Origin of the sequence: Undibacterium sp. RuTC16W, assembly GCF_049339445.1 — a bacterium.
Classification (GTDB): Bacteria; Pseudomonadota; Gammaproteobacteria; order Burkholderiales; family Burkholderiaceae_D; genus Undibacterium.
The window spans coordinates 98,630-123,866 of sequence record NZ_JBMPPE010000006.1 but is presented as its reverse complement, the minus strand read 5'-3'; the positions used below and the strand labels follow the sequence as shown (position 1 = coordinate 123,866).

Genomic DNA, 25,237 nt, shown 5'->3' with positions numbered 1-25,237 from the left:
ATATTCCCTTATGTTTTTATATTTGGTCACAAACAATAAAAGCCCGGCTCGCCGGGCTTTTATGCTATCACTGAGGTGATCGTGTCAAATCATAGTCAAATGCTTGAGCTTGATATGGATCTGCGTCATTTCTTTCGCTAGTTCGGCTAACACGCATTACTTAGAAGCCAACACCCATTTCACCAGAGTACGTGCTTCAGCTTCTGTCACCTGAGGATTTGCTGGCATCGGGATAGCACCCCAAACGCCCGTACCGCCAGCCATTACCTTTTTAACTAGCTTATCTTCTGCTGTTTTATCGCCCGCATATTTTTTTGCTACATCTTTATACGCAGGGCCAACTACTTTATTAGCAACTGCGTGGCATGCCATACAGTTTTTTGCCTTCGCCAAATCTGCGTTTGCCATTGCAGAACCAGATGCAGCGAATGCCAGCACGGCGCTTATCAACAAAGAATATTTCATTGCTTTCTCTCCAGGTTAAAACTACATATCGCATTTTACTGCGTTTTGTTTCTTCAATAGCAAACGATCTCAAGCAACATGCGGTTGACCATGGCGCAAATTACTTCTACTATTTATCCAAAGGAATTATTATGCCCATCATTATCGTCATTGCCCTGCTGTCACTGCTTAAATATTTGGAGGTCAGCTTCCTGGATAATTTATCCTGGTGGTGGATTGTTGGACTCGCCTTCGCTGCGTTTTTATGGTTTGAATTTTTTGAACGCATGCTGGGTCTCGACAAACGAAATGATCATGCACATTTTGAGAAAATCAAAAACGAACGCGTCAAACGCGCATTCGACAATAAAAAAAATGGTAAGCGATAAACGCTCATTACAATAGCTAATGACGTTGCTGAAACTAAGTTCCGTTTTCAACACAGTTATCCCAGCCTGGCTTTTCATCATCGATAATTTGTCTTGCTCTCTACCCTGAGCAAAATATATGAATCACCCATCATTGAGACGCGGTGAATATGAATCTCGAATTACGACAATTGCGTTATTTCCTGGCCGTGGCGGATGAAATGCATTTTGGCCGTGCAGCAGCCAGGCTACATATGACGCAACCCCCGCTCTCACAGGCGATACAGGCACTTGAAGCAAGTCTGGGTGCTGCATTGTTTACCCGCAGCACCAGGAGCATCGTACTGACAGCGGCAGGACATGCTCTGCTGCCGGAAGCAAGGCGTATCGTCTTACAGTCCCAAAACTTAGCCCAGTTGGTGCAGCGTGCAGCGAATGGTGCCAGTGGTCATTTGTCATTGGCTTTCGTCTCGATAGCCGACTACAGCGTGCTGCCACCTTATCTGAGGGAGTTCCGCCACGCTCACCCTGCTGTCGCGATTGAGTTGCGCGAAGCTACCAGTGATGTGCAGTTCTCGGCTTTGGAGCGAGGAGAGATTGATGCTGGCTTGATGATTCCTCCGGTACCAGATTATCTGACAAGTACATTGGACTATCAAAAAGTACTATCAGAGCCCCTGATCCTGGCAATACCAGACTCTTTAAGCCGACATAAAAAATCTGCCTCGCTACAAGACTATAAGCAACACCCGCTCATCATTTTTCCCAGAAAAATTGCACCGGCTTTGCATGACCTGATCCTTGGGTGCTTTCGCGAAGCAAGCCTTACACCGGAAATTGGCCAGGAAGCCATACAAATGCAAACGATTATCGGCCTGGTCTCGGCTGGCATGGGAATCGCGCTTGTGCCACAATCTGTCTCGAATTTAAAACGAGCGGGTGTCACTTACCTGAATCTCCCCGAATTAAGCGTCGCAGTAGAAATCGGTGTAGCGTGGCGCAAGGATAATGCGTCGCCGGTATTACGCGCGTTTCTGGACCTATTACGAATGAAAGATACGACATGCTGATACACCCGAATCCTGACCCGGTAGCATTTACATTAGGCCCTTTATCCGTGCATTGGTACGGGCTGATGTATCTGGTCGCCTTTGTCCAGTTTGTGATACTGGGACGCTTGCGCATACGCTTGCCCCATGTCGCGGTACTAGGATGGAAAAAAGAAGATATTGACGACATGTTGTTTTACGGTGTCTTAGGTGTCATTCTTGGCGGCAGAATAGGTGAATTTATTTTTTATCGCCCCGCTGAATTATTCAGCAATCCATTAGAACTCTTCATGGTGTGGCACGGTGGGATGTCTTTTCATGGCGGCTTTATTGGCGTCTTGATCGCGATGTACTTATGGTCGCGCCGCAGCGGTCGCCATTTAGCAGATGTGTATGACTTTATTGCCCCCTTGGTTCCACTGGGTTATGCAGCAGGCCGTATAGGTAACTTCATCAACCATGAGCTGCCCGGACGAATCGCCTCTGCCGACTTGCCTTGGGCCATGATGTGGCCGGGGCTGGAACAACCCGTCCATCCCTCGCCGATTTATCAGGCGCTGGTTGATGGCGTCTTGCTGTTTATCGTGTTATGGTGGTTTGCCAGCAAACCGCGGCCCCGTCTGGCCGTCGGCTCCATGTTTGTGCTGTTATATGGGTGTACCCGCTTCTTCACCGAGTATTTCAGAACACCCGACTACCTGGTCAGCGCATTCGGCGTGACGATTTCAGCGGGCCAGATGTTATCGGCACCAATGATTGCCGGCGGTGTCATCCTATTGTGGATCGCCTATAAAAAACCGTCCGCAACACCCAGATAATCGATCCCGCCATTGATCAGAGTGTGAAGTAGCGAAAGGACTGTCAGGCAAGCAGTTCCTGAATAAGGATCCACTCTGAGCTGGTCACAGGGGTAATCGATAATCGGCTACCTTTCTGTAACACCACCATATTCGACAACGCCTCGTTTTTTCGCAATTCGGCAAGACTGAGTAAGCGCGTTTTTCGCTTTGCGCAGATGTCGACCATCATCCAGCGCGGCGCCTCGGGTGTTGCTTTGGGATCGTAGTATTTACTGTCAGGATCAAATTGCGTATGGTCAGGATAAGGCGTACTGGCAACTTCGGCGATACCGGCAATACCGAGCTTAGCGCAACTTGAATGATAGAACAAAACGCCATCACCAACCTTCATCACGTCTCGCATGAAATTACGTGCCTGATAATTCCTTACGCCGAACCAGGGGATCGTCGACGCGCTTAACGCGTCATCAATATTGATCTCATCAGGTTCCGACTTCATCAGCCAATAAGCCATAAGTAACTCTCAATTTAGTGAACGTGGTAAAAGCGTATCAGCATACGTTTCAGCAGGTGCAAAATCAACGTTCTGAATGAAAAAAGCACTGACAACTTTCGTTATCAGTGCCTCAGAATAAGTCCCCACCAATGCCGCTATGCCGGCATCCTGAACCTGGCGGTTCAAGTTGGCTACAGTCAGTTCAATTTCGGGTTCATCGGACTAGCGACGCTCACACCCATCGAACAATTTCTACAGCCTATGCACATAAATGGTTCAAGGAATATATGACATTGGCGAACACGGTAGGGAATTGAAGTTTACTCCTATCCGGGATTTCGTACAGCTTTTTTTAAGTTTTTTTGATTGATTAAACCAATACAAGCACGGTTCAAAATAGATTTTCTTGGGGTGTCAGCGCTTTGTCCAAAACCTCATGCATATTGTGAATTTTTTGCTTCACTTCTGCAATGGAGAGTCCGGATAAAGGACCTTCCGGTGACTTGGTCGACAACAGCTCAGCCGTTACACCCAGGGCAGCCATTACAGCGATCCTGTCATTTCCCTTGATCTTGCCTGCGTCGCGAATCGCAGACATTTTATCGTTGAGATAAGCCACGGCAATCAGCAAGGCTTTATCTTCGCCTTCCTTACAACTCAGTTTATACGCCTGCCCCATGATATTGACGTCAAGTTGTATCACCGTAGTTTCCTTCATGCTGCTTCCTTGTCTGAATCGTCCTCTGCGGGCAAATGTGCGAGCAAGGCAGTCACGCGAACATGCGCTTCATCCATGCGCTGATGCATTTCACCGTTCTCTTCAGTCAGCGCGACGATATCACGTCGCAGCTCCGCATTTTCGCGACGTAAAAAATCCGTCAGCTCTGCCAGCCGTGCGACTTTTTCAGCAAGTAATTCAAATTCAGAATTCATCTCATCACTTTGGTTAGACCAGACTTTAGGTTTTAAATTATAAATGGAAATCAGACCCTAAAGCATTTCTATCAAGTCACCATCGCTTAAAATCAGGGCGGCCTTGATTCTTTTAGTACCTACCAACCCCTGTAAGGCATCAGCATAACCCTGTAACTGCGCCCGGTAGCCTTCGCGCTCACTACTGAGCAAAGCACGTTTATAGTCAAGTATCCAGATTTCATGCTCAAAAAATACGACTCTGTCCAGACGCAAAGTCTGTTGTTGAAACAGAACATCCATCTCGTTGCGAGCATACAAATAGCACTCTGGTCTGAAATATTTCTCCAGCCCGGGTTGAGACAAAATTGCCTGAGCCTGCTGCCGTATCGTTGAGGCAACGCTGCCAGGACAAGGCAGCCACGAGGCAATTGCATCAGTGTCAGGGATCGTAAGTGGCCATGCCTGCACCCGGTTTGTCAGCCGCTCCATCAAAGCGTGCAAGGCAATTCCTTCAATCTGCGCCTCTGTCGGCACCGGAGTGATCTCAACATCAGCCAAAGCTAGATCCGGCGGATTAAACAAGGCTACATCGAATTCATCATGCACTTGCGACAGTAAGCTCTCCGATTGCTGCAACTCGGTTGGCGCGACCTGACTCAGCTTCTCATACCAACTACCTTGAATCAGGCCAGGAATACCTGTATTGGACTCGTCGGAACTGGCATCTGGCCCAAGATTTTTTTTAGCAGTCTTATTTTTTTTGCCCTTCTCACTGGCGATACCGCTGAGTATCAGCAGATTCTTAGCCCGGGTTGCTGCCACATAGAGCAAATTCCAGTTCTCTTGCTCTGCCTGCGCTTCCTCCTGTGCGAACAAAGCGTCCCTTGCAGCACCGCGCTGATCTTTGCGGCCGAAAACAGAAAAATGCCGCGCCTCTCCTTGCTGTAAAGGCCATTGACACAATATGCCAGTCTGATCCTTCGCAGATTCACTATGATTCGCGTCGACCATCACTACAACCGAGGCCTCCAGTCCCTTGGCGCTGTGGATAGTCAGGATGCGGACCGCGTCGGCGGCGCCATCAATCGACGATTCATCAGGTGCGTCGTCTTCACCACCCTTCTGAAATACAGCCAGTGCTGCAATAAACTTTGGCAAGCTAGGATAACGTCCTGCATCCATATTCAGCGCAAGCTCGATGAACGCCTCGATATTGCCAATAATCTGGCTTCGCTCAGCCGGATTGGCATACTGGGCGTAGCGCGCCAGTAATGCACCTTCGTGTAAAATTTTATCCAGCAGATCATGCACGGGAAGATCGTGTGCGGCCCGCATCCAGTCGCTCAACATAACATAGGCACGGACAAAGATCGTCGCACCGCCTTCGCTATGCAAGGCTTGCAAGCGCTTCCACCAGGACGTCTCCGGACGCTGTGCAAGCATAATCAAATCATCGTCGCCTGCAGAAAAAATCGGCGATTTAAGGATATGCGCTAAAGCACGGTTATCGCCAGGCGTCATCAAGAATCCCAGTAATGCCAGTAAATCAGCGACCTCCAAGGCATCCAGCAAGCCTCCACGACGGCTGGATACAAAGGGAATCCCCGCTGCACGCAAGGCATTTTCATACGATGATAAATGCGTACGACGCCGCACCAGCAACATCACTTGCGACCAGGCTAGATCGCTTATCTGACGGCGCGCCATTAGCAAAGCTTGTGCGATCTGATGCCCTTCTTCCAGACGACGGCGATCTTCATCTTCGACCAATGCCGTGGTAAAAGGATTGCGTAATGTGTGTAACGTATGTGACATAGGTGACATAGGTGACACACCTGAGGTTTCATGTGAATTCTCTTCAGAATTCACATCATTGCCGGCCACTTCAGAATCAATCTCAATCAAAGGCAAGCGCCACACCTCGCCATGTGACGTCGAGGCACTGGTCTGCGGAACATAAATCGGATTTTCACGCATGCTATCGTTCAATATAGCGACGATTTCCGGTGCATTCCTGCGGGTTTGATTTGTCCGTAAAAGTAAGGCTCCTTGTTGCGCCAGCAATTGACGTGCAGCAGAAAATACACGTGGCTCCGCACGGCGGAAGCGATAAATAGATTGCTTGGGATCGCCCACAATAAATACCGTCGGCCGTTCGGCATCATTGCCGTACGCATCCAGCCATGCCTGTACGATATTCCATTGCAAAGGATTGGTATCCTGAAATTCATCGAGCAAAATATGCTTGTAGCGCGCATCCAGTCTGCTGTGCAGATAAGCCGCATATTCTTCATTACTAATCAGGCGGTAGGCTTGCCATTCAAGGTCGGCAAAATCGAATATCCTCTGATCCGCTTTCAGCGTTTGATACTGTTCCAGATAAGCAGCGCCGACTTGAAAAAGTGCTTCATTGATTGTCAGTACCATTTTTTCAGCACTGCGTCGTTTCAATAATTTCAGCGTATCTGCGATGACGATACATTCATCATCAAAACTCGCCACACTGTCTGGCCCTAACCATTTTTCAATCGCCAGCAACAAATTTTTGGTTTTCAGATTTGATCTGTTTTTACCATCTGCGCCAAAAAATTCATTATATAAGGCATCAAAGTTGTCGATACTGGCAGCACCGGAGAGCGCCGTCTCCATAGCAGTTGCACGTTTCTGATTAGTTGCGGTGCCTTGCCCCAGGCAAACAGCAATGGCGCTGATGCGCTGACATAATTCCAGATCATTCCATAAGGCTAGCCGTGGGTCGTACTCTGCGTCGTTACCACACATATCACGCAACCAATCGAGCGGGCTGCCATCGAGATCACCCTGATTCGAGGCCCACCATTCTGCCCGCTTATCGAGGAAAGCATCGAGCATCTTCCTGGTATTAAAATCACCTAACTCTTCATACAGCAAAAGCAGCGCAACACGTGTCTGCTGATGCTCGGCATCTTTTAAGGATTGCATTAATTGCGCATAAGCTTTGCGTTGCACATCCGCGGTCGCCTCTAGCAAACTAAAGCCATGCGGCACACCCGATGCCAGCGGTGCGAGCTGTATCAGCCGTCCGAACCAGCTGTGAAATGTATCCATCGCCAAGGACTGTGGACTAGACAAGACCTTTTCATACAAGCGGCGAGCGACGGACAAATTTTTCATCACATCTGCTTGTGCTACACCGCGCTCCAGCAATAAAGCCGTCGCCTCAGGTTCTTCTGCCAGCGCGAGTTGGCGTAACAAATCTACCAGGCGCTCACGCATCTCCTGAGCTGCTTTACGGGTAAACGTAATTGCCAGCAGCTCGCCGGGTTCTGCACCCGCCAGTAATAAACGCAACATACGTGCGACCAGTAGCCAGGTCTTACCGCTACCGGCACAGGCTTCGACAACGACAGACGATTGTGGCTGACAGGCGGCAGAAGTAAAGCTCAGTGCATCAGTTGCCTGACCATTAATTTCATACGCTTGCGCGCTATGCGTGGTCATCACCATACCCCTTTGCGACAGAGTCCGCGCATTTCACAATACTGGCACACCGACTCTGTTCCTTGTGCGGTGAGTGCAGCTCCGTTTCTGATCGCCTGCATATTGTCCTTAATTGCGTTCTCCAGCAACTTCGTCCAGTGGCGAAAATCCTGGCTGGCAGCATCACCAATTTTGCCTCGTTCTAATTCAAGCCCGACATAACTGGCCGCCGCCACATCCTGATTGGCTAACAGTCCATAAAATGGCAATTGCTGATCCTCACCCTCTTTCAAGCGTATGTTTAAAGAAGATAAGGCTTTTGTTTTGTAATCGAGTACCGCACGTTCGCCTTCGGTATTGATATCAATCCGGTCGATGCGTCCACGTAACAGTACGCTTTCTTCCTGGCCATTTACGTCCCAGCTCAAGCTATGCTCTCGCCACTCTTCACCAAGTTCAAAGCGCCATCCATCGGCTTCGCGCTGGTCTTCCCATGCGACATATGAGGGAATGACTTTGCTCCATCGCACGCTATAACCCAGCGCAGCGGGGCTATGCAGCAAAATCTGAGCAAACCGCTCAGTTGAAATATCACTAAGTAACTGCACCCGGTCAGTCACATTCTCTGCAGCGAGGCGATCATGGTAGGTTTTTAAAATCGCATGCAGCCAATCGCCATAATCTCGTTTTTCCGGCATATCGGATAATTCATCAATCGCATCCAATTTCAACATACGGCGCGCAAAAAATTGATATGGACAGGCAATCAGACTGCTATATGCGCTTGATGATAAGGTCGCCGGCGCCAGCACTGCAGCAGCAGGTGCTGGCTGCAATACCTTCAGCGCATTCAGCGTCTGCAACGGCAAAACCGGATGATGTACACCAAGCCTTGCCTGTCCAGTTCGCTCCAGTGCTAGGTCGAGTTGCGCCAACCAAGGACTGACGGGATTATGTTCACCTTGTAATTGCCCCTGCCAGGACAACACGATCTCAGAATTCGATAACAGCAGCTCGGTAAAATCGCGCAACTGCTGTTGCTGCCTTTGCTCTCGGGTAATCAGACCACATTCACGCCGTACCCCATTGGTAAAAAACAAAACCTCCTGGGCTTGCGAAGGCAAATGTGCAGCATCTGCACCGACCAGCAACACCGCGTCGAACTGGCGTAAGCGTGCACCGTTCAGTGGCAGCATAAAAACACGCTTATCGTTCCGGCGATGGAGGTAAGGTGCATTCTCAAATTGCAAATTGACGAAAGCCCGCCATTCAGAAAAAGAAAATGGGGCAGCCATATGCTTACAATCTTCGACTAAGGCTTGTAACAAGCTAATGATTTGCGCGCCGGCAGCGTCAACTGCCAGATTCGCATGAATACCAAGCTCATATAGCATCTGCAGCGTGCCCTTACTCCATTCGGATAAATTTTTTCGCCCGCTAAATTGATTTGCCTGACGAGCCAGAATCGCAATCCACTGGCGCGCATCTGGCTTAGATTCAAGTAAGGATAACATCGAGTCCCAGCCGCCCAAAACATTCGCCCGGCGCAAACTCAGCTCAATTTGCATGACCAGATCAGACTTGTCGATGGCACTGTCGAGAGAAACCGGAATTGGCAGATAAGGAGATTTCAGTAAGTCGATTAAGGCCATCGTATCGGCCTTAGTCACAACGACTTCAAACCAGGCCGCCATCGCCGCAGCGGCACGGGTCGTCGATAACTTCCATCCGGTTTCATCGGCAACGAATACTTTTGCGCGCTCCAGCAATGCTCTGATACGACGAGCAACCGCTCTGTCCTGCGCGATGACAGCAATACTCTGATGTCCGGCGAGCAGCCAGTCCACGATGGTCTGTGCGCCTTGTTGCGCCTCGTCCTCGAGCGAGGCGGCCTCGCATAAACGAATATGCGACATTGCCGCTGGTTCTAATAAAAATTGCTGCTGCCCCTGATGGGTTTCGTCCAATAAATTCGGCCAGGCAGTAGCGTAAATTGCTGGCAAACTAACAGAGCGCCAGTCCAGCAACATCGTCATGAGTTTTTTCTTTTTTGCATAAGCATCCAAAAATGCCTTTTCCATCGCATTCGGTGCGGTTGGACTAATCCATACCAACGGCTCTTGCGCCTGCTGTGCGATGCGCATCCACTGCTGATGTCCGTGCACGATCGCATCGCGCTCATCGAGCTGACTCTGCCAGATTGTCCATACCAGCTGGGCTTCTTCAGACAGGATTTTTTGACTGGGTTGCGGTAGCTGTGCCAACGCCGTATGCCAGCGCTGCATCGTGCTGTCTTTATCTGATTGCACCGTAGGCAGCAAAGCCTGTGTCAATTCATCAGAAAGATGAAGTAAAGTTTGCGCCAATGGCAGCAAATCCGTATTACGCCGGGCGGTAAATAATTTTTTCAGCCAGGCGTGCTGTCGCAACTCGGCATACAAACCCATCAAACGCTCACTCGACGCACTGACTTTGGGTGTTTCTTGCGGAGGCAGCATTTCGACCCAGGCGAACATGGTATTGATGCGAGGCGGAATAAAATTAGTATGCAATTCCTGACTCAGCGCTTTCAAAAATAACTGCGCATGTTCAAAGGTCGGCACCACAACCCGTACCGATGAAAAATCAAGCGGCGATACAATCGCCCAATCCGGTGAGCGCAACTCTTGCAAGAACCTAGTAGCAGCCTGCTGCCAGAAGTCAGCTGATGCGGGAATCAATTCGTGGATATTACGCATAGCACCAAGGCTGAGGTTGAGAGTAAGGCATTGAACATGGATTAAAAGAGCACAATGAGAGATGCATGTGTTGTCAGAAAATTTGCCTGATGGACAAGCATTTTATGCGAGAGCGAATACAATTTGAGGGCTAGATGACACTTTTCTAAAAAATAGGTTATTATTTGACGCATAGTTTGCCGCTAGACACCACTGAATTCATTGCTGCATCATTCAAAACGATGAGCACCATTGAATTTGCACGGATCGCCTCCAGATTCACATTGTTATACCGGATGCGTCATCGTCGCAATGTAGATCACCTGTCCTACAAACCGATTTCAGATTAAACTCCTGTGGCGCTGTACCCCCTTAATTTTTCCCTCGAATGAGGATTCCATGAGCGAAAACATCAAATATGTAAGCGATGCTTCCTTTGAAGCAGACGTACTGAATTCCGACAAACCAGTCCTGGTTGACTTCTGGGCAGAGTGGTGTGGTCCTTGCAAAATGATCGCCCCGATACTGGAAGAAGTAGCGAAAGAATATGACGGCAAGATCGTGATTGCAAAGATGGACGTCGATGCGAACCAGGCTATTCCTGCCAAATTCGGCATCCGTGGCATTCCTACACTGATTCTGTTCAAAAACGGCGCGGCAGCGGCACAAAAAGTCGGCGCGCTGGCAAAAGGTCAACTTATCTCTTTTATTGATAGCAATATCTAATATATTCAAGGTAGAATACGGCGAATTAAGGGCGGTGCTACAGCATCGCCCAATTAGCAAGATTGGCCGCATTGAATTGAACTGCTGTTATATATGCAGTTAGCAATCTAAAAAAATTAAAATTTGACTCTGCATATCAGCAAAAACATCCAACATATCATCCTGTAGTTCACCTCTGTTCACTCCCCCACCTACCTATCCCATCCCGGGACACTCAACATGCACTTATCAGAATTAAAGGCGTTACACGTCTCAGCCTTGCTAGAAATGGCCATTGGTCTAGACATTGACAACGCAGCACGGATGCGCAAACAAGAACTCATGTTCGCCATTCTTAAAAAACGCGCCAAATCCGGCGAACAAATTTTTGGCGATGGCGCCCTCGAAGTATTGCCTGACGGCTTTGGCTTCCTGCGCTCGCCCGACGCCAGTTATATGGCGTCCACTGACGATATCTATATCTCACCTTCGCAAATCCGTCGCTTCAACCTGCATACAGGTGATTCGATCGAAGGTGAAGTCCGCACACCCAAAGACGGCGAACGCTATTTCGCCCTGGTGAAAGTCGACAAGGTCAATGGCGAATCGCCAGAAGCATCGAAGCATCGAATTCTGTTTGAAAACTTAACACCGCTGCACCCGAACAAGCCTCTACAGCTTGAGCGCGAGATGCGCGGTGAAGAAAATACGACTGGCCGCATCATTGATATGATCGCACCAATCGGTAAAGGCCAGCGTGGCTTATTAGTCGCCTCGCCAAAATCCGGTAAGTCAGTGATGCTGCAACATATCGCTCATGCGATTACCACCAATCATCCCGATATCACCCTGATCGTTTTGCTGATCGACGAACGTCCTGAAGAAGTCACCGAAATGCAACGCAGTGTGCGTGGTGAAGTTGTCGCCTCCACCTTTGACGAACCTGCAACGCGTCACGTGCAGGTCGCCGAGATGGTGCTGGAAAAAGCAAAACGCCTGGTCGAAATGAAAAAAGACGTGGTCATTTTGCTCGACTCGATCACCCGTCTGGCGCGCGCCTACAACACAGTTATCCCAGCCTCCGGCAAGGTATTAACCGGTGGTGTTGATGCAAATGCGCTGCAACGTCCAAAACGCTTCTTCGGTGCCGCACGTAACGTAGAAGAAGGTGGGTCCCTGACGATTATCGCTACTGCGCTGATCGAAACCGGCAGCCGCATGGACGATGTGATCTATGAAGAATTTAAAGGTACGGGCAACATGGAAGTCCATCTCGAGCGCCGTCTGGCCGAGAAACGCACCTACCCAGCAATCAATCTGAACAAATCCGGTACACGCCGCGAAGAGTTGCTGATCAAGCCAGATCAATTGCAAAAAATCTGGATCCTGCGCAAGCTGCTGTATAGCATGGACGAAATTGAAGCGATGGAATTCATTCTCGATAAAATGAAGGCAACCAAAAACAACGCAGAGTTTTTTGAAATGATGCGTCGTGGCGGTTAAAACAGCGTAACTGCTGCGAGGTGGATGAGCGAGACAAAGTCACTCTTTATCGCTGCCACTAGCCTGATGAGCCATCTGCAGAGATGGCTCTTTTTATTTGTGTCGTGATTATTTCTACCGTAATTATTTTTGTCGCTATTATTTGTCGTGATTTTATGCCGATGGCAAATGACGACATAGCTGTTCAAACCAGCCCACCTGCTCAGCCCGCCGGATCCACCAGTTCAGCGCCGCGCCCGACTCACCACTGCGCCAGGCAAGATAAATCGTTTCCTCTGCTTTTGGTTCCTCGACTTGCTTCTCAATCAAGCGACCTGCCTGAATCGCCTCACGGGCGCAAAATTCCGGTAAAAATCCAAAGCCTATCCCCGCCAACTGAAAATCCAGTTTGGCACGCATGGTAGGCACGGTAATCGCGTCCTGACCAAACAATACACCGACCGTCCGCGCAGGTAATAAATGGGCAGAATCTGCGACGGTCACCGCACGATATTGCTGGAGATCTGACTTGCTTAATACCGACGCCTTATCCGCAAATGGATGATCAGGCGACACCGCAAACACAAACGGAATTTTACCAATCGCCTTAGCAGAATAACCACCACCCGACGGCCCCTCGCCAGCGGCACCCAGCAGAATATCGACGCGACCATCCAGCAAGGCCTCCCAGGTTCCGGACAACGCCTCTTGCACGATGCGCAGACGCGTTTGATTCGCGACGCCACAGAATGCCAGGATGTCATCCTTCAGGACAATGGGAGAAAACAACGAGTCCATACCAATCGTTAATTCGGTCTCCCAGCCAGTTGCAACACGCTGCACTCTGCGCTCCAGATCACTGGCCGCCTTGAGCAAATATCGCCCTTCTTTCAGCAATTCTTTCCCTGCCAGAGTCAGCGTGACTTTAGGCCCAAGCCGCTGAAACATCTGCACACCCAACTCCTCCTCCAGCTTAGCAACGGTATAGGAAATCGTCGATGGCACGCGAAACATCTCCTTGCCTGCCGCTGCGAACGACCCCCGGCGGTCAATCGCATCCATGATTTGTAAGGCATCCAGACTGATTTTTAACATGAGCACTCCTTGTTACGAATCTGGTTCATCATTATCTTTGCATAAAATTTAATCATCGATTTTTTCGATTGTACGAATGTAAATTTTCCGTTTTTCATTTAAATAGTACAACACTATACTGCAAGACATCGAAGGAAATCAGTAAAAAAAGACGTTTCTTAACTTCGATTAAATCGACCATACAATTAAACCAAGGAACTATCATGTTAACTATTCGTAAAAGTGTTGATCGCGGCGATGCCAACCACGGCTGGTTAAAATCCAAACACTCATTTTCGTTTGCTGAGTATTTTGATGAGCAACACATGGGGTTCGGACCATTGCGCGTCATTAATGAAGATCGCGTCGAGGCTGGCCGTGGTTTTGGCACACATGGCCATCGTGATATGGAAATCATCTCGTACGTTCTTGATGGCGAACTCGCTCACAAAGACAGCATGGGTACCGGCTCGGTGATCCGTTATGGCGATGTACAACGTATGAGTGCCGGCAGCGGCGTGCGCCATAGCGAGTTCAATCATTCGCCATCGAACCCGGTTCATTTTTTACAAATCTGGATAGAACCGAACGTAAAAGGTATCGCTCCAAGTTATGAAGAAAAACATTTTGACACCGCATCAAAGCAAGGCGCATTACGCTTAATCGCCTCGCCCGATGGCCGCGACAACTCTGTTTTAATTCATCAGGATGCCTCTATTTTTGCGGTGATTCTCCATGGCGATGACCAGGTCACACAGCCGCTGGCAGCAGGGCGACTTGGCTACGTGTACGTGGCAAAAGGTCAGTTGCTGGTGAATGGTTTATTGCTGGAAACCGGTGATGCCTTAAAAATCAGCGATGAGACTGCCATCACATTGAGTCAGGCAACACAGGCAGAAGTGCTGGTATTTGATCTGCCCGTGCATTAAGTCTTAGCGCCATCCTTCCCCTCAATCTAAATCAAGGAAGGATGGTGAACTTAACGGAGCTGCGTCTGGATTGTTGTGCCTTGTCGAACAGTTTTGGTGACCGGTGTTTTTTCGCAGATCTCAGCTAGGCGAGTACGTTGTTCCGGGGAGAGTACCTCTCCAAAAGCGACGGTGCGTTCTATGGTTTCTACGCCTTGGTCATCGCGGGAAAAGCGGGCATCGACTTGAATGCTGCCGAGTTGCCATCCCTTTTTGTCTGCATACATACGCAGGGTCAGCGAAGTACAGGATGCCAGCGCGGCTAGCAGCAGCTCATAGGGTGCTGGGCCGGTGTCCTTACCGCCGTTATTCTCAGGTTCATCCGATGTCAGCCGGTGAGTGCGCGCGCGTATCTCTTGAGCGTAACCGGATGTGCTGTGTAGATGGACGGTTGCCATATTCTCTCCATGAAGTTGATATGTGTTGCCTGATACAGACTGTTGATAGATTGTAGAAAGATTCGCCAGCGCTCACAAGTATTCGCTGTCAGCAGACGGGAGAACTTCATCCGCCTTACGCGTGCAACTCATTAACAGAAACTGTCGTCGCAATTAAAAAATATTTACAAAAAAAAGAAGAGCGAAACTGGCATGCAGATTCGTTCTTCATCTTTGTTAATGCGCGACGCTGGCATTTCTAGAGTCGCATGTCGCTTTCATCACTCATACTTACCATAGTATATTTTAGTACCTCATATAAACAGTGCGCATTTATGTCAATTTAAGGACATACTCCCCTATTTTTCCAATTTACTTCGTCGCCGGGCTCTGCGGTTTATCCCAGCCACCACCAACTGCTTTGTAAATACTGACGACGGCGGCCAGATGGGCGCGTTTGGTATCGATCAGGCCAGATTCAGCTTGCAACAGATCCCGCTGCGCACTCAGTACGTCGAGATAGCCGCTGTACCCGTTCTTATAACGCAACTCCGCGAGACGCAATGAATCTTTTAAGGCGACGACGCGGCGGTTGCCTGCGGCGTACATTTGCTCATTGGCGCTGGTATTAATCAAGGCATCATGCACATCGCGGAACGCCCCTTGAACGCTTTGGACATACTGCGCCAAGGCTTGCGTTTTGCGGGCTTCTGCGCCCGAGACAACTGCACCGATGGCACCAGCACGGAAGATCGGTTGCGCTAAGTTTGCACCGAGATTCCACAGCAAAGATGCCGGATTGAACAGGTCCTGAAATACCTTGGACTCGTCTCCGTAAGTCGTAGTCAATTTCAGGCTAGGGAAATACTGCGCCTTCGCCTGACCGATATCGGCATTTGCCGCAACCAAGGTCTGTTCCGCTGCAATAATGTCGGGCCGACGGTTCAGCAAGTCCGACGGCAAATCGGCGGGAACGCTGAGTTGCTGGTAAATACGGTCAATGCTATTGCCGCGCGGGATGTCCGGATTGGCAATCGCTGCCGGTGAACGACCGAGCAACACGGCAATCGCGGATTCCGTATTCGCCAGTGCCTGTTTTGCTTGTGCCAGAGTGATCTCGGTTGCTGCTGCTTCGGCTTCTGCCTGATGCAAGTCCAGTTCACCAATGGATCCGGCAGAAAACCGCTTCTGTTGCAGGCGCAGATTTTCCTGACGCGTTTTTAATGCGGAGTCCGCCAAGGCAACCTGCGCATCGTAGGCACGCAATGCAAAATAGCTTTGCGCCAGGTTTGAATACAAGCTGCTGATCACGATACCGCGATTCGCTTCCTGGGACAGCAATCTGGCGCGTGCCGCCTCATCAGCGCGACTGAGCTTACCCCAGAAATCGAGCTCATAAGACGCGCTTAAGCTGGCCTGATAATCCTTGGCAATCAACGGTGAGCCTGCCGGTATTTTGCCGGAATTCTGGCTCGTACGAGATTTGGTAGCAACCAGATTGGCGTCGACGGTCGGATAGCGGCTGGAGTTGGCGGCGGTTGCCGTAGCACGCGCCTCTTCAACACGTCCGGCTGCCAATACCAGATCCTGATTATGTGCGACGGCCTCGTCCAGCAAACTGTTCAGAACCGGATCCTGAAATGATTTCCACCAGGACAACCATTCGGCTGCTGCAACGGATTTGGAGATATTCGCCGCCGTGGTCAAGGTCGCCGGGGTGTCAAATGCAGGACGCTGATAGTCGGGCCCGACTGCGCCGCAACCCGCCAGGAGCAAGCCTGCGGCAATCGCAGTCAGCACCAGCCTGGATGTAGAGATGTTTGTAGTCATCGATGTAGTCATTACTTATTCCTTCACTTCTGCAACTGGCGCATTGTGCAAAATATGCACAGGATGCTCAAAGTCTGCTTCAGTAGTTTTAAACCGCTTATCGTTAATCAGTTTAAAGAACAGGGGGACGAAGAAAATCGCAAGGAAAGTTGCTGCCAGCATGCCGCCCAGAACACCCGTACCGAGCGACATCCGTGCCGCAGCGCCAGCACCGTGCGAGAACGCCAGCGGAACCACGCCCAGGATAAACGCAAGCGAGGTCATCAGAATCGGGCGGAAACGCAAGCGTGCCGACTCCAATACCGCCGCCACCGGCGCATAACCTTCATGCACTTTCATTACCGCAAATTCCACGATCAAAATCGCATTTTTCGCAGACAAACCAAGCAGGGTCACAAGGCCAATCTGGAAGTACACGTCATTATTAAAGTGACGCAAATACACCGCCAGCAGAGCACCAAAAATACCGAAAGGCATCGCCAGCAAAACGGAGAACGGTAAAGACCATTTCTCATACTGTGCAGCCAGAATCAGGAAGATCATCAGAACACCGGCGCCGATGGCGATACCTGCGGCATTGCTGGTACGTTTTTCCTGGAATGATGCACCACCCCAGTCGTAGCCCATATCCGTCGGTAACACATTCTTCGCAGCACGTTCCATCGCCGCAATTGCCTGACCTGAGCTGTAACCTGGTTTAGCACCACCCAGAATTTTGATCGATGGCAAGGCGTTGAAATGCTGGACAGAATCCGGACCAGTGATAAAGCGGATCGTTGTGAAAGCACGTACCGGTATCATCTGACCCGATGCGGAGCGCACATACATGCCACCGATGTCATCTGGCTTGGCGCGGAACTGCCCCTCTGCCTGCAACTGCACGGTATAGATGCGACCGTTTTTGTTGAAGTCATTCACATAGTAGCTACCCATGGTCGCTGCCAGCGTATTGTAAATATCGGACAAGGCCACACCCATGGCTCGCGCTTTATCGTTATCAACATCGACATACAACTGCGGTGAGTTCGCTTGCCACAAAGTCTGCACACCTGCCAGTTCCGGTTGTTTATTCGCTTCTGCCAGCAATGCAGGCAACAACTCAGCTAAGCGTTTTACGCCGCCCTCACCTTTGTTTTGCAAATAGAATTCAAAACCACCAGTTTGTCCCAGCCCCTGAATCGCAGGAGGTGCGAAGAACAGTGGCAGACCTTCTTTGATACGACCGGTTTTCATATACGCTTCGCCAACCATTTGTTGTGCTGACTGAGTGCGCTCTTCCCAAGGTTTGAGCGGGAAGAACATGGTCGCTGCGGAGGATTTCAATCCACCACCGCCCAGAAAATCGAGACCAACTAACGCGAACGTTGTATCAATGTCCTTGTTGGTTTTCATGATTTCTTCGACCTGCTTGACCATCGCATCGGTACGAGCCAATGACGTGCCTTCTGGCATGATGGCGGCACCAATAAAGTAACCCTGATCTTCATCCGGTACCAAACCACCTGGTACCGTTTTCCACAACACGCCAGTGACGACAAGCATGCCGCCGAACACCAGCACGCCCAAGACTGCACGGCGCAGGAAGAAGGTCACGCCATTTGTGTAATGCTTGGTCAGACGCAAGAATGCGCCGTTGAACCAAGTGAAGAAACGATTGTGCTGCTCCGCACCTGGTTTGAGCAAAATTGCGCACAGTGCCGGTGTCAAGGTCAAGGCAACGATACCGGACAGAACGACCGCGATCGAAATCGTCACGGAGAACTGACGATACAACTCACCCGCCAAACCACCGAGGAAAGCAATCGGACCAAACGCAGCAACCAACACCAGGACAATCGCAATAACCGGACCAGTCACTTCATGCATCGCCTCAATCGCCGCATCTTTTGGCGTCATGCCTTCTTCATTCATCAGGCGTTCGACGTTTTCTAATACGACAATCGCATCATCGACCACGATACCGATCGCCAGCACCATACCGAACAAGGTCAGTGTATTAATGCTGTAACCCAGCAAATGCAAACCAGCCATCGTACCGATCAGAGAAACGGGGACAGCGAGCGTCGGGATAATAGTTGCGCGCCAGCTTTGCAGGAACAAATACACCACGATGAACACCAACACCATCGCCTCGCCCAGAGTTTTTAATACCTCGGCAATCGACTCGGTCACGAACGGCGTCGTATCGTACGGCGTCGCGTATTCCATACCTTCTGGGAATTTGGCTTTCAGATCCTGCAAAGTTTTTTCTACGGCTTTGCGGGTATCCAGTGCATTCGCGCCAGTCTGCAAGAAGACACCGATATTCGCTGATGGATGACCATTCACACGACCATTCAGATTGTAGTCTTTAGAACCAAGCTCGATACGGGCAACATCTTTGACACGGATAGTGGCACCGCTCTTGTCGGTTTTTACGATGATATTGGCAAACTCAGATGGTTCCAGCAAACGACCTTTGGCAGTGACAGTCATCGTCAGCTCTTCGGTATTGTTTGGCGGTGCGCCTACTTTACCTGCCGCGTACTGGGCATTCTGTTCGGTAATCGCATTGGAAATATCGGCGACGGTAATACCCAGCTGCGCCATACGATCAGGACGCATCCAGATACGCATTGCGTAATCTTTCGCACCGAAAATCTGAATGTTGGTCGTACCGGGAATACGTTTTAAGGCATCCAGTACGTTTTGCGTTGCATAGTTAGACAGGTATAAGGAGTCGTAACGGTTATCCGGCGAATACAGCGCAGCCACCACCAGGAAGTTCGATGAACTCTTGGCGACGGTCACACCCTGACGGCGGACTTCCTGCGGCAACTTGGCATCCGCCTGACGCACGCGGTTATTGACGTTGACGGCAGCGATGTCGAGGTCAGTACCGACTTCAAAGGTAACGTTGATCGATACACGACCGTCGGCAGATGAGGTCGAATCCATGTACAACATGTGTTCGACACCATTGATCTGCTCTTCAATCGGTGCGGCAACAGTACGCTCGACCACTTCGGCAGAAGCGCCCGGATAAACTGCAGTGACATTGACGACCGGCGGAGAAATCTCCGGGTAGCGCGAAATTGGCAAGATCCGCAAAGCGGCCAAGCCAGCCAGCACGATAATCAACGACAAGACTGTCGCGAAAATCGGCCGGTTAATAAAGAATTTTGAAAACATGAATAGTCCTTGTGCCTCGTATTACGTATTGTTTGGGTACTAAATGGGGCGAATGGGCGCTTAGTTTTGTATTTATTTACTTGCAGCGGAAGCAGCTTTAGCACCCGCAGATTCTGCGACTGGCTTTGCACCCGGCGCAGCCTGAGGCATCGCTGGCGCTGGTGTCACGGCAGCCTGTGCAGTTAATGCAACGGGTGTAACGGTCATGCCAGGATCATGGGCCTTGATGAAGCCATCGACCAGTACACGATCACCCGCTTGCAGGCCTTTGGTCACAATCCATTCACCATTCGACCAGCCATCCAACTCAACAGGACGCGGTGCCAGCTTATTATCAGGCGATACGGTGAAGACGATTTTTCCCATCGGACTGTCGATAATTGCACGTTGTGGCACTGCGATTGCAGCACTGCGGGTTGCGCCATTCATGATCACACGAACGAATTGACCAGGACGCAAATTGCCCTCTGGATTAGGAATTTGTGCACGCGCATCAAAACCGCCGGTTGCCGGATTGATCTTTTCGCTGGCAAAATTCATCTTGCCCGTCGTTGGATAAATACTGCCGTCAGCCAGCTTCAGTTTGATATCAAATGCCAGACTACCGTTCGTTGCACGCTTGCCCGGCAAAGCAATTTTGCCACTATTCACGTCCTTGCTGAGTTTGAGGTAATCCGCTTCGGTAACGCTGAAGTTCACATAAATCGGATCGGTCTGCACGATTGTCGTCAATAAACTGTCGCTCTGCGTTACCAGGCTGCCGTTTGACTTATTCGCCACACCAGTGACACCGCTGATCGGTGCAACTACTTTGGTGTAGCCAAGATTCAATTTGGCTTCATTGACTTGTGCACGGGATTGCTTGTAAGTTGCTTCGGCAGTTTCCAGACTTGATTTTGCATCGTCAAATTCTTTTTGACTAATCGCTTTTTCAGCCGCTAACGGTGTCAGGCGGGCAAACTCACGTTTTGCCTGGTTCAACTTGGCTTCTGTCACGCCAGCCGCTGCTTCTGCCGACGCCAGTTGGGTCTGATATGTCCCCGGGTCGATCTGGAACAATACGGCACCGGCTTTGACGCGCGATCCTTCTTCATACACGCGATTTTCCAAAATACCGGAAATACGTGCGCGCACTTCTGTCTCACGTGAGCCGGCAGTCTGACCGACGTATTCAAAATCCATCGCCAGATTTCTTGGCTGGACGGTGACGACATTGACTTCTGGTGGCGGCATGCCGCCATGCCCTGCGGCGCTGGCATCTTGTTTTCCACAGGCTGACAATGTCAGTAACGGCAGGCTCAGCGCGACAATGTGCCAGAGGCGGATGGAAGAATTAGCTTGCATAGAAGTAACTGAATCTGCGGGAGTTGGGAACATTTTTTGGATCGCTTTAGAGAGGGCGGAATTAGGTGGACTCATGAAATTTTCTCTTTCGATAGGGAGCTCGGTGTGCTATTATATACATTCACGAATGTTTGTAAATGTATGAAACAAAAAATATTCTTGGCATCACAAGATAATAAAAAATACAAGAACAGGTGCAAGACCACCTGAATCTGCGTCGTCAGGAGAGATATTATGGTTAGAAAAACTAAAGAAGAAGCTCAGGAAACCTATAGCGCGCTGCTAGATGCGGCTGAAAAAGTATTTGCCGAAAAAGGCGTAACCAGTACGACATTAAATGACGTGGCCAGCGCAGCAGGAATGACGCGCGGCGCTATCTACTGGCACTTTAAGGATAAAAGCGCGCTCTTTCAAGCCATGTGCGATCGCGCCTTCTTGCCGATGGAAGCCTTGCTCAATGAAATTGTCTCCACACCGAGCAAAGATCCGCTGGCAAGCATCAAGCAGCTATATCTGCATTTTTTAAGACAAGTCACCGGTGACGAGCGCCAGCGCAAAGTGTTCGATATTATTTTTCATCGATGCGAAAAAAACAGCGATCTGGTTTTTTTCGACGCCGAAGACGAAAAGCGTGTTGAATGCCTTCACAAAGTTCAGGCCATCGTTAATCAGGCTGTTAATCAGGGCAATCTCCCGGCAGATACCGATACCTGGATCGTCATGCAAGCCATACATGCTTATGCCATGGGCATCGTTCATGAATGGCTGGAAGACACTTCAGCGTACTGCCTGATACAACACTCAGAGGCGATGATTGATATGTTTATGGCAGGACTGGTGGCTCGCCCTCCTCTGAAAATAAGCAACTGAGTAATTTAGTCCAACAGGTAGATCAGACTAGCCTGGCAGTTTCCAGTCAAAACGAACTGCCAGCAGTCGCATTGCCGACGTCAGAACAATCCCCGAAAATACCGACACACTCTCCGACGCACCAAACAAATTCAGTAAAAGATAAGCCCAGCAGCCGGCAAATGAACAGGTCGCATACAGCTGACCGCGCCGGAACACCATGGGGATTTCATTGCAAATCATATCCCGCAATACCCCGCCAAAGATGCCAGTAATGACACCCATCATGACGCAGACGAAAATAGGCATTTGCGCCTCTTGCGCCAGAGATGCGCCGACTACGCTAAACAACCCCAAACCCAGCGCATCAGCGTACAAAATCATTTTTTCCGTCACGACATGACGTAAATGACGGAGAAACGGCGTGGTAACCAGCGCAAGAACAAAGATCATCAAGGGATATTCCTGGTGCTCAACCCAAAATAAAGGCCGCCTGTCCAATAACAGATCACGCAAAGTGCCGCCGCCAAACGCAGTAATAAAAGCGACCGTAAATACGCCGACCAGATCCATCTTCTTACGCCGCGCTTCGATAAAACCAGAACTGGCAAAAGCGATAATACCCGCCACTTCGACCGCATGAATCAGTGTGCTCATGCCTAAATGTATTGATGCCGCCACCTTATCTCCTATCGTTCTCAGGCTTTTGTCTTTATGCAGAATAGCGCAAACCCATGATTTTATTGTATAATCGTGGGCTGGCAATTCTGCCAAGAGCATATTTTTAAATCCGGCAAGTGATCGACAATCGGGTCAAGAAGCAAGGCGACCGACGAAGTGATGATTGGCTACCAAAACTTTTTGAGGCAAGCATGAAAGACGGCATCCACCCAAATTATCGTGAAGTTTTGTTCCACGATGTTTCTAATGATTTCAAATTCGTTACACGCTCTACTATCCAGACACGTGACAAAATGGAATTTGAAGGCAAAGAATACCCATTGGTAAAGATTGAGGTTTCTGCAGAATCCCATCCTTTCTACACTGGTAAACACAAAATTGTTGATACCGCTGGCCGTGTTGATAAATTCCGTAAAAAATTCGGTACTGTTGGTTCCAAAACTTCTGTTGCAAACTAAGATTCTTCTTCAAGTTTGTAAAGAATGTGTTGAACAAAAAAAGGCAGCTCAAGCTGCCTTTTTTTATAAATACGCTGAAAATGATCTGGCTTAATCAGGTCTGCACCAAACTACCGGATGTTACTTCAAGCCAAATTTGCAACAATCTGCAAGTACCCGCAGAGAATAGTGTTAATGACTCTTCTGGCGCTGCACTACAATCTGGACTGCAATTCGCTTGGCACTGAAGATAGGATTCGATCCTTTCAGTCAGCATAAGTCTGATTACACTCCGTTATTTTTCGTCATAGCTCATTTTATAGAGACATATGAAGCCTGTACGCCTTCCTGCCGCTGCCACTATCGCCCTGCCACGCTGGGGTATTTTAGCTTTATGTCTGCTCTATATTTTGCCAGGGCTGATCGGTCGCGACCCGTGGAAAGGGGATGACGCCGCCAGTTTTGGCGTGATGTGGACCATGGCACACGGCACACTGAATGATTGGCTATGGCCGCACATTGTCGGCCTGCCCATGCCGGAAGAAGGACCGCTGGCCTTCTGGCTGGGCGCGATTTGCATTAAATTATTTGGCTGGTTGGTAGGTGATGCAATGGCCGCGCGGCTTGTAACCGGTATGTTCTTTATGCTGGGATCAGTGTCCGTCTGGTACACCACGTACTTACTCGGTCGTCGTACCGAAGCGCAGCCATTGAAACTAGCGTTTGGCGGACAACCTGATGCCAAAGATTTCGGACGAACCCTGGCTGATGGCGCTTTATTGATTTACCTGGGCTGCCTGGGTCTGTTGGTGCGCAGTCATGAAACCAGTGCCGAAGCTCTGCAAATATCTCTGGTCGCCTATGCCTTATATGGCTGCGCCAGATTACTCGATACCAGTAGCAAAATCAGCGCACTGAAGCTAGGCTTGACCCTGGGACTGCTGGTTCTGACGCGTGGCTGGGTGCTGCCAGCGACATTAAGCGTATGTTTAATCGGATTATGTTTTTATCGTCAGCAAACTCAGTACCAATTACTGCTGAAGCTGACAATTCCCACAGCGCTGATTGTTGCAGGATCATGGCTAATGGCGATTGCGATGGTGAACCCTTTTGACAGCTCACCCTATCCAGCCTGGATGCTGTGGAACACGCGTCAGATCGACTTTCCTTCATTCGCCAGCATTACTTATTTTCTCAAATACGGCATCTGGTTTGCCTGGCCGGCATGGCCATTTGCCGCATGGGCAATTTATGCCTGGCGCAAGCAAGAGAAAGCGCTGCACATTTCCTTACCTGTCACATTTTTAGCCTGCTTCATCCTGCTCGCGCTGATTAATCCGTATTCAGAAGAAGGTATCTTGCTACCCATCTTGCCACCGCTCGCGATTTTGGCAGCCTTTGGCTTGCCGACCATGAAGCGCAGCGCGATCAATGCAGTTGACTGGTTCGCAGTCATGGTACTGACTGGCGTTGCCGCTCTGTTTTGGCTGTGTTGGATTGCCTTACAAACCGGCTGGCCTGTCAGTGCCGCGAAGACCGTCACACGCTGGGCACCTGGTTATGAGGCGCACTTTAACCTCTTTACCTTTCTGATTGCCTTGATTGCGACAATCGCCTGGTTTGCCCTGGTGTATTGGCGTATTTCACGGCAGCCATCCGTACTGTGGCGCGCCGTCGTCTTATCTAGCGGCGGCGTCATTCTTTGCTGGCTGTTGCTGCTTACGCTGGCATTGCCACTGATTAATCACCGCATCAGCTATGCTGCCCTGACCGTGGAATTACAAACAAAAATACCTCAGACTTACCGCTGTATCGATAGCAACATCGGCCCTTCACAACGTGCCTCGTTTGCGTATTTTGGTCACCTGCATTTTGCAGGTTTTAATGAGCGTTCATGCGATGTGCTGCTTTTGCAATCGAGCCAGAGACTGCACCAGACCAGCGAGGTAGATGCCAATGCTTATCCGGGCAAATGGGAACGGGTGTGGGACGGTCATCGCACCGCCGACAAGGATGAGCTTTTTTCTTTGTACTTAAAAAAATAATCCACAACCAGCAGTATTTCTGTCGT

21 protein-coding genes and 1 other RNA gene are annotated in these 25,237 nt (G+C 49.8%); 9 read left to right on the top strand and 13 right to left on the bottom strand.

Going from position 1 to position 25,237, the window contains the following annotated elements; translation table 11 throughout:
• Positions 1-156: 156 nt before the first annotated feature.
• A complete protein-coding gene (locus ACO0K4_RS13020; RefSeq protein ID WP_422957061.1) occupies positions 157-465 on the bottom strand; it encodes a c-type cytochrome in 309 nt (102 codons plus the stop codon).
• Between the two features lie 131 nt (positions 466-596).
• Here ACO0K4_RS13020 and ACO0K4_RS13015 point away from each other — a divergent pair, with 131 nt between their 5' ends.
• From ACO0K4_RS13015 to lgt, 3 genes are all read left to right on the top strand, one after another.
• Positions 597-833, top strand: coding sequence for a TIGR04438 family Trp-rich protein (locus tag ACO0K4_RS13015; RefSeq protein ID WP_422957060.1), 237 nt, complete (start codon positions 597-599; stop codon positions 831-833).
• A gap of 149 nt (positions 834-982) precedes the next feature.
• The gene (locus tag ACO0K4_RS13010) at positions 983-1,882 is read left to right on the top strand and encodes a LysR family transcriptional regulator (RefSeq protein ID WP_422957227.1); all 900 of its coding nucleotides are present in this window, start codon (positions 983-985) and stop codon (positions 1,880-1,882) included.
• Entirely contained in the window at positions 1,876-2,679 is an 804-nt protein-coding gene (gene lgt / locus ACO0K4_RS13005) for a prolipoprotein diacylglyceryl transferase (RefSeq protein WP_422957059.1), read from the top strand. Before ACO0K4_RS13010 ends, lgt begins: the two co-directional genes overlap by 7 nt.
• A 43-nt stretch (positions 2,680-2,722) precedes the next feature.
• Here lgt and ACO0K4_RS13000 read toward each other — a convergent pair whose 3' ends face one another.
• The 6 genes from ACO0K4_RS13000 to ACO0K4_RS12975 form a co-directional block, all read right to left on the bottom strand.
• Positions 2,723-3,175 carry an EVE domain-containing protein gene (locus tag ACO0K4_RS13000; protein WP_422957058.1) on the bottom strand — a complete coding sequence of 151 codons (453 nt, stop codon included), beginning with the start codon at positions 3,173-3,175 and terminating at the stop codon, positions 2,723-2,725.
• A 118-nt stretch (positions 3,176-3,293) separates the two neighbouring features.
• Positions 3,294-3,472, bottom strand: a non-coding RNA gene (gene ssrS / locus ACO0K4_RS12995) — 6S RNA.
• 76 nt (positions 3,473-3,548) lie between these two features.
• On the bottom strand, positions 3,549-3,860 hold the full coding sequence (locus ACO0K4_RS12990) for a cell division protein ZapA (protein ID WP_422957226.1): 312 nt from the start codon (positions 3,858-3,860) through the stop codon (positions 3,549-3,551).
• Between the two features lie 11 nt (positions 3,861-3,871).
• The gene (locus ACO0K4_RS12985; protein WP_422957057.1) at positions 3,872-4,090 is read right to left on the bottom strand and encodes a DUF904 domain-containing protein; all 219 of its coding nucleotides are present in this window, start codon (positions 4,088-4,090) and stop codon (positions 3,872-3,874) included.
• Between the two features lie 57 nt (positions 4,091-4,147).
• A complete protein-coding gene (locus ACO0K4_RS12980; protein WP_422957056.1) occupies positions 4,148-7,552 on the bottom strand; it encodes a UvrD-helicase domain-containing protein in 3,405 nt (1,134 codons plus the stop codon).
• A complete protein-coding gene (locus ACO0K4_RS12975; protein WP_422957055.1) occupies positions 7,552-10,269 on the bottom strand; it encodes a PD-(D/E)XK nuclease family protein in 2,718 nt (905 codons plus the stop codon). Before ACO0K4_RS12975 ends, ACO0K4_RS12980 begins: the two co-directional genes overlap by 1 nt.
• Positions 10,270-10,647: 378 nt before the next feature.
• Here ACO0K4_RS12975 and trxA point away from each other — a divergent pair, with 378 nt between their 5' ends.
• The gene (gene trxA, locus ACO0K4_RS12970; RefSeq protein ID WP_422957054.1) at positions 10,648-10,974 is read left to right on the top strand and encodes a thioredoxin TrxA; all 327 of its coding nucleotides are present in this window, start codon (positions 10,648-10,650) and stop codon (positions 10,972-10,974) included.
• 219 nt (positions 10,975-11,193) lie between these two features.
• Complete coding sequence (gene rho, locus ACO0K4_RS12965) at positions 11,194-12,456, top strand: transcription termination factor Rho (RefSeq protein WP_422957053.1); 1,263 nt, start codon at positions 11,194-11,196, stop codon at positions 12,454-12,456.
• 153 nt (positions 12,457-12,609) lie between these two features.
• On the opposite strand, the gene ACO0K4_RS12960 is transcribed toward rho, so the two are convergent.
• Positions 12,610-13,530 carry a LysR family transcriptional regulator gene (locus ACO0K4_RS12960; RefSeq protein WP_422957052.1) on the bottom strand — a complete coding sequence of 307 codons (921 nt, stop codon included), beginning with the start codon at positions 13,528-13,530 and terminating at the stop codon, positions 12,610-12,612.
• Between the two features lie 203 nt (positions 13,531-13,733).
• Here ACO0K4_RS12960 and ACO0K4_RS12955 point away from each other — a divergent pair, with 203 nt between their 5' ends.
• Positions 13,734-14,438 (top strand): pirin family protein, encoded by a 705-nt coding sequence (locus tag ACO0K4_RS12955; protein ID WP_422957051.1) that lies wholly within the window; start codon positions 13,734-13,736, stop codon positions 14,436-14,438.
• Positions 14,439-14,488: 50 nt separating this feature from the next.
• Here ACO0K4_RS12955 and ACO0K4_RS12950 read toward each other — a convergent pair whose 3' ends face one another.
• The 4 genes from ACO0K4_RS12950 to ACO0K4_RS12935 all read right to left on the bottom strand — a co-directional run bounded on the left by ACO0K4_RS12950 (position 14,489) and on the right by ACO0K4_RS12935 (position 21,274).
• A complete protein-coding gene (locus ACO0K4_RS12950; RefSeq protein ID WP_422957050.1) occupies positions 14,489-14,875 on the bottom strand; it encodes an OsmC family protein in 387 nt (128 codons plus the stop codon).
• A gap of 351 nt (positions 14,876-15,226) precedes the next feature.
• Positions 15,227-16,696: an efflux transporter outer membrane subunit gene (locus ACO0K4_RS12945; protein WP_422957049.1), complete on the bottom strand. Its 1,470-nt coding sequence runs from the start codon at positions 16,694-16,696 to the stop codon at positions 15,227-15,229.
• A gap of 3 nt (positions 16,697-16,699) precedes the next feature.
• Positions 16,700-19,855, bottom strand: coding sequence for an efflux RND transporter permease subunit (locus tag ACO0K4_RS12940; RefSeq protein WP_422957048.1), 3,156 nt, complete (start codon positions 19,853-19,855; stop codon positions 16,700-16,702).
• 72 nt (positions 19,856-19,927) lie between these two features.
• On the bottom strand, positions 19,928-21,274 hold the full coding sequence (locus ACO0K4_RS12935; RefSeq protein WP_422957047.1) for an efflux RND transporter periplasmic adaptor subunit: 1,347 nt from the start codon (positions 21,272-21,274) through the stop codon (positions 19,928-19,930).
• 159 nt (positions 21,275-21,433) lie between these two features.
• On the opposite strand from ACO0K4_RS12935, the gene ACO0K4_RS12930 reads away from it, so the two are divergent.
• A complete protein-coding gene (locus tag ACO0K4_RS12930; RefSeq protein ID WP_422957046.1) occupies positions 21,434-22,069 on the top strand; it encodes a TetR family transcriptional regulator in 636 nt (211 codons plus the stop codon).
• Between the two features lie 27 nt (positions 22,070-22,096).
• Here ACO0K4_RS12930 and ACO0K4_RS12925 read toward each other — a convergent pair whose 3' ends face one another.
• The gene (locus ACO0K4_RS12925; protein WP_422957045.1) at positions 22,097-22,705 is read right to left on the bottom strand and encodes a trimeric intracellular cation channel family protein; all 609 of its coding nucleotides are present in this window, start codon (positions 22,703-22,705) and stop codon (positions 22,097-22,099) included.
• 215 nt (positions 22,706-22,920) lie between these two features.
• Between ACO0K4_RS12925 and ACO0K4_RS12920 the strand changes: the two genes are divergently transcribed.
• Together ACO0K4_RS12920 and ACO0K4_RS12915 are read left to right on the top strand one after the other, a co-directional pair.
• Entirely contained in the window at positions 22,921-23,187 is a 267-nt protein-coding gene (locus tag ACO0K4_RS12920) for a type B 50S ribosomal protein L31 (protein ID WP_262835590.1), read from the top strand.
• 308 nt (positions 23,188-23,495) lie between these two features.
• Entirely contained in the window at positions 23,496-25,211 is a 1,716-nt protein-coding gene (locus ACO0K4_RS12915; RefSeq protein WP_422957044.1) for an ArnT family glycosyltransferase, read from the top strand.
• The last annotated feature ends 26 nt before the right edge of the window (positions 25,212-25,237 follow it).